At 47.5% G+C, this 15,642-nt stretch carries 14 protein-coding genes and 1 pseudogene; 6 read left to right on the top strand and 9 right to left on the bottom strand.

The annotated features are described in order from the left end of the window. Positions 1 to 13: 13 nt before the first annotated feature. The gene (locus AC0KUT_RS17215) at positions 14 to 436 is read left to right on the top strand and encodes a DUF2750 domain-containing protein (protein ID WP_488831641.1); all 423 of its coding nucleotides are present in this window, start codon (positions 14 to 16) and stop codon (positions 434 to 436) included. Between the two features lie 105 nt (positions 437 to 541). Here the strand turns inward: AC0KUT_RS17215 and AC0KUT_RS17210 are convergent, their stop codons facing one another. After that, entirely contained in the window at positions 542 to 931 is a 390-nt protein-coding gene (locus AC0KUT_RS17210) for a hypothetical protein (RefSeq protein ID WP_488831640.1), read from the bottom strand. 336 nt (positions 932 to 1,267) lie between these two features. Here AC0KUT_RS17210 and AC0KUT_RS17205 point away from each other — a divergent pair, with 336 nt between their 5' ends. From AC0KUT_RS17205 to AC0KUT_RS17195, 3 genes are read left to right on the top strand one after another with little or no spacing between them, the layout of a single operon-like run. Beyond that, positions 1,268 to 1,774: an LEA/WHy family protein gene (locus tag AC0KUT_RS17205; RefSeq protein WP_488831639.1), complete on the top strand. Its 507-nt coding sequence runs from the start codon at positions 1,268 to 1,270 to the stop codon at positions 1,772 to 1,774. Between the two features lie 55 nt (positions 1,775 to 1,829). Beyond that, positions 1,830 to 4,088: a DNA topoisomerase IV subunit A gene (gene parC / locus AC0KUT_RS17200; RefSeq protein ID WP_488831638.1), complete on the top strand. Its 2,259-nt coding sequence runs from the start codon at positions 1,830 to 1,832 to the stop codon at positions 4,086 to 4,088. A 42-nt stretch (positions 4,089 to 4,130) separates the two neighbouring features. Continuing rightward, positions 4,131 to 4,403 (top strand): PilZ domain-containing protein, encoded by a 273-nt coding sequence (locus tag AC0KUT_RS17195; protein ID WP_488831637.1) that lies wholly within the window; start codon positions 4,131 to 4,133, stop codon positions 4,401 to 4,403. Between the two features lie 233 nt (positions 4,404 to 4,636). On the opposite strand, the gene AC0KUT_RS17190 is transcribed toward AC0KUT_RS17195, so the two are convergent. Then, a complete protein-coding gene (locus AC0KUT_RS17190) occupies positions 4,637 to 5,110 on the bottom strand; it encodes a GNAT family N-acetyltransferase (protein ID WP_488831636.1) in 474 nt (157 codons plus the stop codon). Here AC0KUT_RS17190 and AC0KUT_RS17185 point away from each other — a divergent pair. After that, positions 5,109 to 5,375: a hypothetical protein gene (locus tag AC0KUT_RS17185; protein WP_488831635.1), complete on the top strand. Its 267-nt coding sequence runs from the start codon at positions 5,109 to 5,111 to the stop codon at positions 5,373 to 5,375. The two genes, AC0KUT_RS17190 and AC0KUT_RS17185, sit on opposite strands and share 2 nt — an antisense overlap. A 120-nt stretch (positions 5,376 to 5,495) precedes the next feature. Here AC0KUT_RS17185 and AC0KUT_RS17180 read toward each other — a convergent pair whose 3' ends face one another. Beyond that, the gene (locus AC0KUT_RS17180; protein WP_488831634.1) at positions 5,496 to 6,710 is read right to left on the bottom strand and encodes a hypothetical protein; all 1,215 of its coding nucleotides are present in this window, start codon (positions 6,708 to 6,710) and stop codon (positions 5,496 to 5,498) included. 516 nt (positions 6,711 to 7,226) lie between these two features. On the opposite strand from AC0KUT_RS17180, the gene AC0KUT_RS17175 reads away from it, so the two are divergent. Beyond that, positions 7,227 to 8,321: a polysaccharide deacetylase family protein gene (locus tag AC0KUT_RS17175; protein ID WP_488831633.1), complete on the top strand. Its 1,095-nt coding sequence runs from the start codon at positions 7,227 to 7,229 to the stop codon at positions 8,319 to 8,321. Positions 8,322 to 8,608: 287 nt separating this feature from the next. Here AC0KUT_RS17175 and AC0KUT_RS17170 read toward each other — a convergent pair whose 3' ends face one another. The 6 genes and pseudogenes from AC0KUT_RS17170 to AC0KUT_RS17145 form a co-directional block, all read right to left on the bottom strand. Continuing rightward, positions 8,609 to 8,893: a CZB domain-containing protein gene (locus AC0KUT_RS17170; protein WP_488835777.1), complete on the bottom strand. Its 285-nt coding sequence runs from the start codon at positions 8,891 to 8,893 to the stop codon at positions 8,609 to 8,611. Between the two features lie 126 nt (positions 8,894 to 9,019). Further along, positions 9,020 to 9,427 (bottom strand): annotated as a pseudogene (locus tag AC0KUT_RS17165) (methyl-accepting chemotaxis protein); the annotation flags it as partial. A gap of 459 nt (positions 9,428 to 9,886) precedes the next feature. Further along, positions 9,887 to 10,666, bottom strand: coding sequence for a DUF481 domain-containing protein (locus AC0KUT_RS17160; protein ID WP_488831632.1), 780 nt, complete (start codon positions 10,664 to 10,666; stop codon positions 9,887 to 9,889). Positions 10,667 to 10,800: 134 nt separating this feature from the next. Next, positions 10,801 to 12,057 (bottom strand): DUF1552 domain-containing protein, encoded by a 1,257-nt coding sequence (locus AC0KUT_RS17155; protein WP_488831631.1) that lies wholly within the window; start codon positions 12,055 to 12,057, stop codon positions 10,801 to 10,803. Between the two features lie 51 nt (positions 12,058 to 12,108). Beyond that, positions 12,109 to 14,232, bottom strand: coding sequence for a DUF1592 domain-containing protein (locus tag AC0KUT_RS17150; RefSeq protein ID WP_488831630.1), 2,124 nt, complete (start codon positions 14,230 to 14,232; stop codon positions 12,109 to 12,111). A gap of 434 nt (positions 14,233 to 14,666) precedes the next feature. Continuing rightward, positions 14,667 to 15,635, bottom strand: coding sequence for a diguanylate cyclase domain-containing protein (locus AC0KUT_RS17145; protein ID WP_488831629.1), 969 nt, complete (start codon positions 15,633 to 15,635; stop codon positions 14,667 to 14,669). Between the last annotated feature and the right edge of the window lie 7 nt (positions 15,636 to 15,642).

The following is a 15,642-nucleotide window of genomic DNA, read 5'->3' as shown; positions in this document are numbered from 1 at the left end:
AGGCACATCCCCCATGAATGACACCACACACAATACAGACACGCCCGATAACAGTGCTGAGCCCTTGAGCGTAGAGCCTCTGGGTGAAGACTTTGCCGAAAATCTCGACCGCTTTGTGGTGGAGGCTATTTCCACTGGTTGCGTATGGGGTTTGCAGGGCGCGGATGGCTGGGCATTGAGCGCGTCAGAAGAATACGAAGAAGTTGATGTAATGCCCTTTTGGTCGCAAGAAGTGTTTGCGCAGGCGCACTGCCAAGACGACTGGGCTGCTTACAAACCAGTAGCGATTGAGCTGCTGGAATTTGTGGAAGAGTGGTTGCCTGGGTTACACGAAGATGTGGTACTGGTAGGCGTGAACTGGAATGCAGAATTAGAAGGTGATGAGATAGAGCCTGTTGATTTGCTGTCAGAGTTTGATGACGAGATGGGCGAATAATCGTTTAGTTCGAAAGCGCTCACCGCAATCAATACACTAAGGGGCTGCTGCTATGCATAGCCCCTTATTTGTTTGTGCTGGTTACTTGGGTTGACGCAATCCGCGTTAAGTCCCTTCCATTAAAAAGTAATTCTGTGTTGTATCCTCTGCGCCAAATAAGTGATCGTGCAAAATATCAATTTGATGGTTTGCCGCGTAATCATCGAGTTCTTTGAGTGAATGATGGCCAGGCGTTACTGCATACCACTCTGTATCACCCCAAGGGTGCGCACTCGGCATGCGCGTGGCGAGTAGATATTCTGGCGCTAAAGGAACAAATTTGCGCGTGAGGTGACTATAAGCCTTAGCTTGCAGTTTTAGCACAGCAAAATCGAAGTCGATACAGAGGCGCATCAGCTGTAAAAACTGAGAATCGGTGCGCGTCTTAAACGCGATTTCATGACAGCTGTGGAGTTCACGCTGATTAATGTGGGTTTTCGGCGGAAGATTTGGCATATTATTTTATTATTAGATGCTGAAGTTGATGTGCGGTTGAGCATTCCAGGCTCATGTTGTGATCAATCAAGTGCTATGAATGTGCATCACATTATATTGGCGGGGCCGCAACAAGAAGCTGGATTAGAGCATAAGCGCTAGCTCTTTCCATCCAAACAGTTCACAAAATAGCGCTGCGAAGAAAATAGCGTCGCTTAAAAATGATAATTTCGTAACTAAAAGAGCGGCTTGCGAAATACAAGAGTTTGTTAGCAAGCAGATTCGCTAGTAACAAAATTTGCACAAAAGATGAGGGCGCACTCGCGTCAGTCATTCCCCCCAATGAGGATCAGCAACATGACAACATGGACCAATAACCTAGCTGCGCGCAGTGCGCACTTATTTTTCATCGGCTGCTGCCTGCTGTTGGCGAGCTGCGCCGCGCTACAGCCCAAGCTGGAGCAGCCCAAGGTCAAGGTCGCGGGGTTACAGTTATTGCCTGCTCAGGGGTTTACACAGCCCATCCAAGTAACGCTGTTAATCGCCAACCCTAATGATCGCGATTTGTCCTTGCGCGGCATCGCTTACACCATTGGTATTGAGAATTTTGATGTACTAAGTGGTGTTAGTGATCAGTTGCCAGTGTTAAAGTCCTATCAGGAAACCCCTGTGACCCTAGTGGTAACTGCCAATGTACTGCAGCTCTTAAAGCTGTTAGAGCATTTTGGCAACCAGGGCATGCAGGACAGCGTGCGCTACAATTTCAGTGCGAAACTGGATTACAGTGCATGGCTACCCTCGCTGCGCGTAGACGAGAAAGGTGTAATTCCTCTCGGAAAAGGTGCGCGAAAATCTGTTCGTTAGGCGGGCCTTGTGCCCAGCCGCTAACCCTATATCTGTTGTGCAATTAGGACGTTAAATGAGTGACCCTATAATTCTCGCCGATGCCGACGAGCGCATAGCGCTCAAAGATTATTCTGAAAAAGCCTATCTCGACTACTCCATGTACGTGATTTTGGACCGCGCCCTGCCGCACATAGGCGATGGTTTAAAACCGGTGCAGCGTCGTATTGTCTACGCCATGAGTGAGTTGGGCCTCAAGTCTACCGCCAAATTTAAAAAGTCAGCGCGCACCGTGGGCGATGTGATCGGTAAGTTTCACCCGCACGGTGACTCTGCCTCTTACGAAGCCATGGTGTTAATGGCGCAGCCTTTCTCCTATCGCTACACCTTGGTGGATGGGCAGGGCAACTGGGGTTCACCCGATGACCCCAAATCTTTCGCGGCCATGCGTTACACCGAATCGCGCCTCACCAAATATTCTGAAGTGTTATTGGAAGAGTTAGGTCAGGGCACCGTTGATTGGCAGCCCAACTTTGACGGCACCTTAGATGAGCCGATCGTGCTGCCTGCGCGCGTACCTAATGTGCTGCTCAACGGCACTACCGGTATTGCTGTGGGCATGGCGACGGATATTCCTCCGCATAATTTGCGCGAAGTGGTAAATGCCTGTGTGCATATGCTCGACAACCCGCAAGCGACAGTCGCAGAGCTGTGCGAACATATCAAAGGGCCGGACATGCCCACCGATGCTGAAATTATTTCTTCGCGCGAAGATCTGCTAAAAATTTATGAAACCGGCCGCGGCTCAGTGCGTATGCGCGCCGTCTGGCAAAAAGATGAAGACTCGGGCGATATTATTATTACCGCGCTGCCGCATCAGGTGAGCGGCGCGAAAATTCTAGAGCAAATTGCCGCGCAGATGCAGGCAAAAAAACTGCCCATGGTCGCCGATTTACGCGATGAGTCAGATCACGAAAACCCCACGCGTTTATTAATTATTCCCCGCTCTAATCGAGTTGATTTAGAGCAAGTCATGCAGCATCTATTCGCCACAACCGATCTTGAGCGCAGCTACCGCGTCAACATGAACATGATCGGCACCGATGGTCGCCCTGCGGTAAAAGCACTCAATACCATTCTCAGTGAATGGTTGCGCTTTAGAACCGACACCACGCGGCGTCGCTTGCAATATCGTTTAGAAAAAGTGGAAGAGCGCTTGCTGCGTTTAGCGGCATTGATGGTCGTGTTTCTGAACGTCGATGAAGTCATTCGCATCATCCGCGAAGAAGAAAACCCAAAACCTGTGTTGATGGAGCGTTTCAACCTTGTTGAAATGCAGGCGGAATATATTCTCGACACCAAGCTGCGCCAGTTAGCGCGCTTGGAAGAAATGAAAATTCTGGAGGAGAAAACCGCGCTGGAAAAAGAGCGCGATGGTTTGATGAAAATCCTCGAATCAGCAGTGAAGTTAAAAAATCTGGTGCGCAAAGAATTGCTGCAAGTGGCAGAAGCCTTTGGCGATGACCGTCGCTCGCCCATTGTTCAGCGTGCTGAAGCTCAAGCCTTAACTGAAACAGAATTGCTCAGTGTTGATCCTATAACTGTTGTTATCTCTGACAAGGGCTGGATTCGCGCCGGTAAAGGCCATGACCTTGACCCAACAGGCTTAAGTTATAAGGCGGGCGACAGCTTTAAGTTTGCCCTGCAGGGCAAGAGCAACCAGCTGGTGATACTGCTCGACTCCACCGGCCGAAGCTATTCGATTACCGCCCACAACCTACCTTCGGCGCGCGGGCAGGGCGAACCCCTAAGTGGTCGCATCAGCCCGCCCAGCGGCGCGACCTTTGAAGGCGCGCTCATGGGCAGTGGCGCAGAGCGTCTGCTTCTGGCCTCTGATGCAGGCTACGGCTTTGTGGCGCGCCTAGAAGACTTGGCGAGCAAGAATAAAGCCGGTAAAGCGCTGCTCACCTTGCCCGAAGGCGCTTTAGTCTTGCCCCCGCAAGTAATTACGAATCCTGAGCTAGCCTTACTCGCCGCAGTGAGCAACGATGGCCGCTTATTGGTGTTCCCCGTCACGGAATTACCCGAGCTGGCGCGCGGTAAAGGTAACAAGATTATGAACATTCCCTCCGCTCGCGTACAAACAAGGGAGGAATTTCTCGTATCTTTGAATATACTCAATCCAGACCAGATGCTTACGCTCTACTCAGGCAAGCGTCATATCACACTTAAAATGAGTGATTTGGAACACTATCGCGGTGAGCGCGGCAGGCGTGGAAATAAATTGCCGCGCGGTTTCCAAAAGGTTGATAGGGCAGAAGTAAGCGATAAATAATCGTGCCGAGCACGCACAATCTATACATCTCAGGAGAGTTATGTGACTTCAGATAAACGCCGTTTCACCCGCACACCCTTCGCATGCCAGATTAAAATCAAGCATGAGTCTATTGGTGAGTTGCTGGTAAAAACCCGCGACATATCCGATGGCGGCGTGTTCGTGGTGCTCGATCAGTCACAAATCCCCCCCATAGGCACGCATTTGTCAGGCCAAGTACAAGGCCTAATGGATGATGCCCCCGTGTTGGAAATGGAAGTGGTGCGGGTAGAGCCCAGCGGTGTTGGGCTCAAGTTTATCGATCAAGATGTTTAGCATTTAAAATGATCTAATGGCAGCGTTTAAGATGGTCAGGCGGTAAGCAAAACCTATAAACGAACACACCAAAAATGGGCCGCACTGCGGCCCTTTTTTATGTGTAATGCCACAGCGATAGTTTGATTGAAATTCAACATCCGGAGCTCGCCCTCTGCGGAGCCATGTGCAGGTGTTGCGGGGCGGCACGCAGGGTATTGTGTATTGTGTTGAGGGGGAACTAATAACGCTCCTTACCCTATGTGATTATTTGCTTCTAAACGCATTAGCTGGAAATTTATGCCACCAAAACTTTGGCGTTCACCCTCGCATAAAAAGCCAAATTTTTGATATACAGAAATAGCCGCACTTGAAGATCTTACCCAAAACATACCGGAAGCACCATTTTCATTAGCTTTTTTCTTTGCGCATTGCCAAAGAGAAGAAGCAACCCCTCTATTTCTAGCTTCAGGGACTACAAACAGTTGATCTATTTTTTCATTGTCTTTGATAGATAGGAAGCCAATTACAAAATTTGACTCTACGCAACAAAAAATAGAGAACTCAGGTTTTCTTAGTCTGGTTTCAAATTCACTTGGCGTATTTGAAGTAACAAAGCGATTCCAGCCTTCTTCATTAAAGTCAATTTCACGAAGCTCTTCGCTTGCCAATAAAACTATTTCTGAAAGCCTTAAAGAATGTTCAACTTTAGCAAATTCTATATTCATGGTTTTAGATATCGAGGTGGTAGAAAAATTAAGTTTAGTAAACAAAATTATTTCCAGTGCGTGGTTTTTTCAATTGGCGGCTATTGGAACAGTTTTTGACGTTACCGACAAGATGGTGAGCATGGGTGTCAATGAAAATCTCGCTGTACCTTGTGGTGCGCTCAATAAAAGTTATTGGCGCAGTACAAAAACAGCAGCGATTCACATGGCGCCAAACAAAGACTTTTCCGCCAACTTGGGATTAATTTCGTTACGTGATCGCTAGATAGAAATTCATTATCCGTAGGGAAGCGCATTGTGCGGAGCCGTTGGTCCGACACCCTTGGCGCAGGGTGTTGTGGGGAGGGGAAGTTAGAAACTCCTCCTTACCCGATTTAGCTGCGATTTAGAACACTATGTCCTTGCCTGTTTTAAGGATAAGCTCCTCCGCAATATATAACAGCAACGGAGTTTCATTAAAAAGTATTTTTTCTTGCCCAGAAAAAGGTATGAACCGTGAAATTTCCCCTTCCTTATTATGAACTAGAGCATTTCTTATATGATAAATCCTCTTTGAAATAGATGGGAATAACTGGCTGTCGTTAGTATCTACTTTCTGATTCTCACCAAATATCTCTCTCTCAGAGGTATAGTTCCCAGAGTGCTTCTTTTCGTAGTCATTAATCCATTGGCTCAGTTCGGACTTATCAAGATATTTTTCAAGTACAGTTACAAGCATTTTCCGCTCATTCATTCTTTGATCAAACGAACGGACCGTTTTTATTAGTTCACGCAACTTGGTTACTTTTGAGTGAGAGAAATCCGGTGTAACTAATTTTTCCTTTATCTTTTGATGTAACACGTCTTCCGAAACTGATGTGAAAAAGTATTCAAGGATTTTGTATAGCGCCAGATATGACAGAATTAAACTTTCGCTGCCCAAGGCTAATTGATAATAAGCCACAAGCTCTGAGTGGTATGTTCTTAATGGAAACTGTACTGATTCTCTTCGTCTAGTATCAAGCCAGTAAGATGAGCGGTCCCAAGAGCTAGAAAGTGTTACGCCAACACCATTTCCATAAGCGATATGATAAATTCCAGCTTCAGCAATAGCTTTGAGTTGCTTTATATTTTTATGAAAACTGTGTGATTCAGGAGAAATTACTTTAACTGTTATTACCTTTGATAGAAGCTCAAGAAGGTCAACATTATCACGGCCACGAAATCTGTGGCTTCGCATAAAAATATTTCTCAGAACATCCTTGTCTATTTTTTCAGCATCACACAAAGAAATTGCATAGTTCGATGATATACCACTTAACTGAATGACAAATCCATTATCATGCTGGATTTTGATATCCTCATCATCCCGAAATAATCTGTATGCACCAGATCCTCTGCCTTGAATTTCAATTACATGCTCATAATGCCCAGGTATAAAAAATGCTGTTTCTTCTGAGCGTTTGATCGAATCGCGATGCTGCAAATACGCATCTACATCTGAATCTTTTATGTTAAAAGAAATATCTCTAAACCTAACAGGGTATTGGCCGTTAGCCTTTCTTTCGACCTCTGGGCTTAAGCCCCTCAGCACTTCTCTAACTTGAGTAATAGTTGCCATGCTTATCCTTTACTGAAAGCCGCTAATATTTAGATCGTGGTCGCGACGACCGTTTTGCCCGTGACCTATATGTCTTTGGACGCTCACCGCACCATAGGCTGAAATCTAAATTAGGTCAATAACGTAGCATTACACCTTCGCAATACCCCAAAAGGCAAAATGGTCGCCGCGACTCATATCACCTTTTTGGGTGCCCTATGCACCCCATTGAATCTTCTCAGAAATATCACCATTTTTAAAAACATCCAGAAATAACAGTTTCGGCGAACGTTTTTACTTGAATTGTTTTGTATCACGGTCAAACTTGGTGGGCTAAAAAAATAAGTAATTGAGGGTGCTCGTCAATTTAACCTTTACCAGCGTAGCCGCCCTATCATTCTTTAATAGTTCTTGTTAGCGCTGCGCAAATCTCTCGCCGAGGGTAAGTCGCAACCTGTGCGGCAGTACAAACGAGCAACTTAAAATTTGTAGTTCTGCGGCTACTTGTAAGTAGTGTCCACAAAGGAAACCATATTCATGATCTTCAGCACTTCATTAAAACTCACCTTGCGCGGGTTGCTTGCCGCGTGTTTCTTGTCCGCCTATAGCCATGCTGCTGTGGTGTTGGAATATCACCATGTGAGCGAGACTACGCCTAAATCCACCAGTATTAGCCCCGCGCACTTTAAAGCGCAGTTAGATTATTTGGCGAATAATGGTTTTAGTGTGGTGCCTTTAAGTGAATTAGTCGATGCCTTGCGCGCAGGTAAACCGCTGCCGGATAAAACTGTGGCGATCACCTTTGATGATGCCTATGCCTCGGTGTATAACGCTGCCTTTCCACTGTTAAAAGCGCGCGGCTGGCCATTCACTTTTTTTGTAAATACTGACGTGGTTGGTCAATCAACACTTTTTGTGAGTTGGGCGCAGTTGCGCACTATGGCGAAAGCAGGTGTTACCATTGCCAACCACTCAAGCAGCCATGCTCATTTGGTGCGTTTAGATAAAAACGAAACCCGCGCGCAATGGCGTGCACGTATGAAGGCTGACATAACCACCGCACAGCAAAAAATTCAGCAGGAGCTAGGCACTGCCCCTATGTTCATGGCTTATCCCTTTGGTGAGTACGATGTGGAGTTACAAGCTTTAGTAAAGGAGTTGGGCTATCTCGCCTTCGGTCAGCAATCTGGCCCGCTCTATGAAAAAGGCGATTTACAGGCGCTGCCGCGTTTTCCTTTTGGCGGCAGCTTTACGGATTTGGATGATTTTATTCTCAAGGTAAACACCAAACCGTTACCCATTCAAAACATAGCTTTCTATGCTGACAAAACAACGCCGCAACCCAACTTGATCGTAGCCGCGGGTGCGCGCCCTTGGTTGGTGTTAAATGTTGAAGGCGACAAGTTGCTCGGCAACATCAATTGTTTCGCCACGGGGCAGGGCGCGATAAGCACCGAAGTAATAGCAGGTAAAATTTGGGTACAGGCAAAGCAGCCGCTAACCCAAGGGCGCACGCGCTATAACTGCACCGCACATTCCGGCGAAAAAAACGGCAAACAAGTGCGCTTTTATTGGTATACCCAACAGTGGCTGGCGACTAATGCTAAGGGAGAGTGGCAATATCAAGATTAATATATGTGCGGTTTTTTGTAGGCTCGTTGTGAGCGCACAAAATATTTCGGGGATTTATGTTTTCATATATTCACTATGCTACTACGGTTGGTGTTATTAACGCGTGAGTTAGTCATGCTATTTATTTTGGAAGTCGTGAAAGCAAAAGTTTTCAATTTTTTATATGCATAGCATCGCAACATCGAAAGGTAATATTTTGATGCGGCAAATCTGGAGGAAGGCAAAGCTTGCCCACTTGCGTGCTCTATTCGTTAATAGTGTGTGGCTTTTGTGATCTCGCTTGGCTCTTAGTTGCCAAGCGCGTCTGCTAATAACTTATCAATACAATCTACAACTTGTTGGCTGGCGCGTTCCATCTCCATTAGATGTTGATTCATTGTATTGTGGTTTCCCTCGGCTCCGGCAATAAGTGCCATTTTACCTTCTTCATGCACAGCTTTATGAGGTGCGTCGAGGTTGTGGAAGTGTTTAAATGATTTAAAGTTTTCTGCACCATCACCTTCAAAATACCATTTTCCTAAGCGGCACTCAGTATGTGTTGTGACTTGGTGGCCGTAATTTTTTTCGCTAATACATTGGTAAATATTACTTTTCCATACGGAGTGGTCAAGCTTGACGGTTGTTAAGAAAGCAGTTGAGGTATGATTTCTGACAATTTGCTGTAGATGCTTTGATTGAGTAATGAGGGTGCCAACAGAACCGTTGATTTGTAGCGATGAGCTGGATATTTCATCAACACTAGCTTGTGTTTGATTTAATGTTCCCTGAATTTCAATGATCTGATTAACGATACTCGTTACCAGTTTGTCGATGTCGCTACTTGCCTCACTTGCGCGCTTCGCCAGTTGTCGAACTTCGTCTGCGACTACAGCAAAGCCTCGGCCTGCTTCGCCTGCCCGCGCGGCCTCAATGGCAGCATTTAGCGCGAGTAAGTTGGTTTGGTCTGAAATAGAGTGAATGCTGGTGACAAGTTGCCGAATTTGAGCAGCTGATTTCTCTAGGTGCTCTGCATTTTGACTGCTGGTTTGAGCATGTAGAGTAATGTCTTGTGAGCGCTGATCGAGGTGCGAAATTGCAATTTGGCATTCAATAAAAATACTATCCATTTGCTCTAATGAACGGCTCTCACTGACCAGATCAGTGGCGCTTTCTGCTAGTCGTTCGCGAATGGTGTGCAGCAAGCTGCCGCCACGAAGTTGATTTTTGTTTAGCTCAGAACAGTGCTGCTCTTTTGTTCGTAAAAGATCGAGTTCTTTATTGAGTGCTGCAATTTTCACGTCATATGCTTGTTGTTGGCTGTTTAGCTTTTGTTGTAGTGCTGTATTCGTTTCTTCTTTTTGTTTTAGTATGTTTTTGTAGTTGCGGAAGAACATAGAGCCCTCTTTGGTATATAAATTTAGGGCCATCGAGCGACCCGTTGCTTTAAAGTATAGACGGGTTTTTGGGGTGTAAGAGGAAGAAGTATAGGTAGATATCGAACAGGTCTGGTAGGTAGGGCTTAGCTGTTGGCGTTGGAGCGCGCATCACGCAGATGGTGGCGCGCTTTAGTGTGTGCTTGTCTTTTGTTAGAAACTAAACGACAGCGAGGTTTCGTAGGCGCTGTTGGTTTTGCTGTTGTAGAGCGGTGGCGTTACGGTGAGGTTTTGCGCAGGGCGGCTGTCGTGGGTGAGCTTGTAGTTGAGTTTCAAGCTGAGGTTGCTGCTGAGGCTTACGGATAAGCCTAAATCAAACAGCATGCGCACGTCTTGTAGATCATCCAAATTGGGCTGCAGATAGGTGGTATTAACCAAACTTAGGGTTTCATTTAAACGATATTTGAAGGAGTAGTAGCTGTTGGCGCGCCAGTAGTATTCGGTGGTGTTGTAACTGATTAAATCCAGTGTTTCTTTTTCGCGGAAAGCGCCGAAGCCGACCGCGAATGAGTAAACGTCTTGTTCTTTGGCGAGCAAATAGCGGCCGCCGCCGCCGAGCAGTACGCGCGATTTTAAGTTTTCAAACTGATTTTCCTGCCACTGAGCAAAGGTTTCCAATGACCAGCGCGGGGTTAGAATATGAGTCCAGCGCCCGTGCAAGAAGGTGTCGTCAGTATCTTTTAAATCGTTTGTTTTACCGTAGGCGCGGGCGCCTATGAGCATAAATATTTCTTGATCGGCGCGATAAAAAAGTTTGCTTGCGGCCGAATAGTTCGCTTCTTTCTGGTTGCCGGTTTTGCCGTCTAGCCCGATTTGTGCGCTGCCGCTAAAGCCAGGTTTGGGCAGGCTGGGGCGATCGTTTTCAATATTACTGATGGCAAAGCAACTGGGTGCGAGGAGGAGTAAGAGGCTGGTGTTGAAGGTTTTAGACACGCGTAAAATTCCTAAAAAGCAAAAAGAGGCGGAATTATAAGGTAATTGGCGCGTGCAGGGTCGGATTGCGTGGGTAAAACACGGCCGCCTTTGGTGGCGGCCGTGTTCGTTAGCGTAGATTTACATGGTTAACCTTATGCCAGTACGCCGCTTAGCGGCCCTTCGGTTGAATAGGCAGGAATACTGCCGTAAACGCCCATAGCCTGAGCAACGGTGTCCAAAATTTGCGTGTGTTTGGGTGCCACCACAACTCTGCCGCGATTGATCGAGCTGCCGCCGCCGGCAATCATAAAGGGAGCGTTGTAGCCTGAGTGCTGCGCTTCATCGCCCGAGCTAGTGACCTGCACCACTAAAGTTGAGTCCAGCAGTGGGTTGCCATTGAGGTCGCTGGTGTTTTTTAGCTTCAGTATCAATTTAGCCAGCTGCTGCGAAAAATAAGTGCGGTAGGCGATGTGAGTAGCGTAGGGCCCGCCCTGAATTGCTTGGTTGTAAGGTACTTGGAAGTTATCCGCGAAAAAATTTCCTTCCTGCGATCCCATTTGGAGCGTAATAACGCGCGTAAGGTTGCATCTCAATGCAACACTAATATTTTCAATCTGCAAATCCATGAGCTGTGAGAAGTTTCTGCCGTCATAGGGGCTGATGGCGCTCGCGGGCCATGCTGTTTGCTTAAGGTCGCAGCCCGCAGGATAGCCGCTGTTTAATTCGGCTTGCATTTGGGTGAGTGCGTCTAGGTTTTGTTGCAGGCGCGGTGCGGCAAAGTTCCCGAGGCCTTGCTGGAGCTTGGTGATAGCGGTGCTATTGACTTGTAGGCTTTTACGCATTTGTTCGCTGGCACTGTCGCCAATTTGTGAACTTGCCATGCGCGAAAAGGCGATACGTGGGTCAATTTGGGTGTCGCGGGTAAAGTTCCATGTGTTGTAGGCAGAGATAGACTCTAAGTCTGACAAAACGCCAAGATGTAAATAGCTAAAGGGTGACGTTTGTCCCAGCGCTGCCGCTAGGCTTAGGTCGATTGTACTCGGGGCATTGAAGCCACCGAGGGTGCGCTGCACTAGCCCTATAGTTCCAGATACATACTCACCTTGCATTACTGAGGTGTTGGCAAAAAATACACACTCTTGCTTTACCGCCTCCAAGGGCGCGGAGCAGACTTTTAAATTTAAGTTGCTATCAGGGGTAAATGTTGCGGCGGCGCCACCGGGTGATCCGCCTGGGATATACACAAATACCACGTTTTTAACGCCAGTTGCGGCGCGTGCATTGAGGGCAGTTGCTGCACCTGCAGCGGCCAATCCGCCTTTCAGGAGCGGTGCTCCCAAGGTTGTTTGAGTCATTTGCTTTAAGAAATGACGGCGTCCAGCGTGGAGATTTTCTTGATTGTTATTCATAACCTAAACCTTCCTTACGATTCAGAAATTCTGTTAAGAGTGAGTGCGCACTTAGTTGCGCGCCTTGCGATAACGAGCGGCGCTAAGGCTGCTGAGTTTAGTCAGCATGGCCTTGGGGCCGGCGCTGGTCAGCGCATCATCCAATGTGGCTTTCGCACAGGCATAATCACTTTGCGCTTCTGGGCTCAGGGTGCTGTTCATCGCTTGGGGGTCATAACTACGTGTGCCCGTGCCCATGGCAGCACGGAAGCTGTGCTCGACAAAACACAGGCGCGCCGCAGGCAGTTGTGCAATTTGGCGAGCTAGATCCTCTGCGCCAGAGAAGGCGAGAGTTAAACCGTCATTGACGTAATTAATCCCCGTTAAAACACCGCTAGAATTCACTGGGTTGCCGTTGCTATCTTGGCTAATAGGTGCACCTAGTGGGCTAAGATTTTGATAGGCATAACCCACTTGCCAAAATGGTTGCTCACGCTGTGGTTGACCACTGGTATCTACTGCAGCATAAGCATCTTGGCATAGCACACGGTTGCGCAAATTCAGTGCTACCTGGGTAGGCTCACTGGCGAGATTGTTGCTATTGCTGGCGACAAAAATGCCGCTGGTCAGTAGGCCACCTTGGTGCCCACTACCGTTCAGGCTTACCTTGCGGAAGGAGGTATCAAAAAAGCTGGTGGGAATACCATAGGCGTTCAAAAGGGCAGGGTTGGCAAAGGTATAGTTGCTGGCGAAGAGCGTGCTAAATGGCTCGACTTGATCCAGTACGACATGGTTGAACACCATTTGCGCTTCCATTTTGGCGAAGTTTAATTGGTCGTTTGGCAACCATTGGCTCGCTTTATCCAGCGCGAGCCACTGCGCGGGGAATTCGGCAAAATGGGTGCGCGCTTTGGGGCTGTTTAGGAGGCGCAGGGCTTGTGCTTGCAATTGTGCATCAGTGCCGAGTTGTTGATTTTTAGCGGCATTTAGCAGTTCATCATCGGGTGTACTACCGGTGAAGGTAAAGGCTAGATAAGAAGCCATTTCATAGGGCGTTAGTACAAATGCATCGTTATCTATAGCGCCACTCGGCAGGTTTGCTTGAGTGCTACCTGCGCGCAGTTCACTTACCGCAACACCCACTTCACTGCGATACAAAAATGCCGGCGATGCAAGTGCGGTCGCCAAGGCAAGGCTGAGCCCCTGGTTGTTATCGCTATTAATTAAACTGGGCGCGAAGAGTGCAGCATATTCTTGCGCCTCATCAGTAGTGACCGGGCGGCGGAAGATGCGCGGTAATACTTGCGCAATAAAGTTGTTGGCACACTGGGCGTTAGTTAGGCCGCTGCAATTGAGAATGCCGGTAAAACTTCTCGCGCTTGCCAAGCTGGCAACGCCGTTGGCGACAGTATAAAAAGCTTGCAGGGCTTGGGTATCAATGGCTTTCTGGGTATTGTTTTTAAAACCATTTACCCGTGTATCCAGCGGCAGCCTATTTAACTGTTGTTCCGGCAGCGTCTGCCCGGTTAAGTCGGCGATAGCATTGCGGTATTCGCTGCGGGTTAAAACCCTTAGCAGCCTTGGGCCATAAGTAAACTCAGTGGTACAGGCGGTTAGCGGTGCGCTAGAGGAAGAACTTGAACTGCTGCGAATAGAGCTACTACTGGCGGAACCTAGTGGAGGTGGGTAGGAGGAAACCGAACTTGAGCTTGCACTACTGCGAATAGAGCTGCTACTGGAAGAGAGTAGCGGCGGATAGGAGGATACTGAGCTTGAGCGACTGCTGCTGGCTAGGCTCGAACTTACTTTGCCTAGGCACTTGGTGCCATTTAAATAAAACGCTTGTGGCTTGAGCAACGTATTGCCGCTGTTGTGAGAAATATTGAAACCAAAATTAACTGTTTGGCTAGTCGCAATAGTGCCATTCCAGCCTGCGTTGCGCGCAATGACACCTGTGTTTTGTTGGCTGTAATTTCCGTTCCACAGTTGGCTTATTTTTTCATTGTTCGCAAAATCCCAGCGCAGCTCCCAAGCATTGCTGGTGGCACCAAAGTTGGTGACATCCACACTGATGGTGGCGCCGCTACCCCAGTTATTATTGATGTTGTATTTCACGTCACATTGGGCAACGCTTGGCACCGCCTCTGCCATGAGAATCCCGGCAGTTGTGAGTAAGGACAGGGTTTTTATCTTCACAATATCTACTCCTTGTTGAGCTGCTTTTTCTGATAGCAATAGTGAGCATCAGAGCGGTAGCTTTGATTGAGGTGATCACAAAATGTATCAATGAAACCCTGGGTGTGAGTTGAGCGCTATAGCGAGCTTCAAATAGGGAGTTCGCACTTTTCGCTTTTCTTATTGTGATTTTTTGTAATATTTTTATCAGGTGTTATTTTTATTTTTTTGTGAGGTTGCGCAGAGCATTGATCGGTTTTCTGTGTTTTTTCTTTGTAGTTATTTTTATATGGAGAATTTATTTTTTATTGCCAAACAATGGGTGCCCATGTAACCAGCTATTTTTATGGGCGGCAAGATATTTGTGCGGCGGCGGTGCAAGTTGATGCGTGCTTGATGATTCGGACGACGCATGGCGTTTAAATGCAGTTAATTTTTGCGAAGGGATTTTGAAGCTAGGCTTTGTCGCTGTCGTGCTTGGATAGGAGGTGATCCATATCTATAGCGCTAAGCTGGGCGCGGCCTGCAGCTTTTGCTTGGTAGAGTTGCTCGTCAGCTGCTTTTATTAAGGCTTCAATGCTGCCTTTTTTACTGGGTGTGCCGCAGGCTATGCCAATGCTCAGGGTAACTGTATCCGCGGCTGTAGAGTTTTGATGTTCTAAGCCCAGACTGCGCACATTTAACAGTATTTTTTCACCAATATGTTTGGCCCCTTCCATATCGGTGTGCGGCAATATGACTGCAAATTCTTCGCCGCCATAGCGCGCCACTAAGTCCAAGGGGCGCTGCAGTGATTCTTGCAGTGTTGAGGCAATTTCTTGTAAGCAAAAATCACCCTGTTGATGCCCATAGTGATCGTTGTAGAGTTTAAAAAAATCTACATCGAGCATGAGCAGTGAGAGCGGCTGAACGGTGCGCTGGCAGTGCTGCCACTGAGTCTCTAGGGTTGCATCAAACTTGCGGCGATTTGCAATGCCGGTTAGGCCATCATTGAGGGCAATGGTGCGCAATTGGTCGGTTTGTTTTTTGAGTAAAAGTTGATTGCGCACGCGCATTTGGGTGATTAAGGGATTTATGGGTTTACGAATAAAGTCTGCTGCACCTAATTCAAAGCCGCGCACTTCATCTACTTCGTCAAAGTAAGCGGTTATAAAAATAATGGGTATTAGTGCAGTGATGGGATCTGCTTTTAATTGCCGGCAAACTTCATAGCCATCTATGCCTTCCATCACCACATCGAGCAGCACTAAGTCCGGCAATAGATCGTGGCATTTGGCAATAGCACGTGCGCCATTGCTGGCCATATAAATATCGTGATCCTCGCGCAGCAATTCATGCAGCACGCGAATGTTCACCGGCTGATCATCTACGATCAGTACCTTAGGGCGCGGCGCAGTTTTCAGCGTTTTCTGTTTGAACGACATATTTATT

The sequence above is a fragment of the Cellvibrio sp. 25HG11W-0 genome (assembly GCF_057815475.1).
Note: the sequence above shows the minus strand (reverse complement) of the source record. Positions and strands in the feature narration are given on the sequence as shown.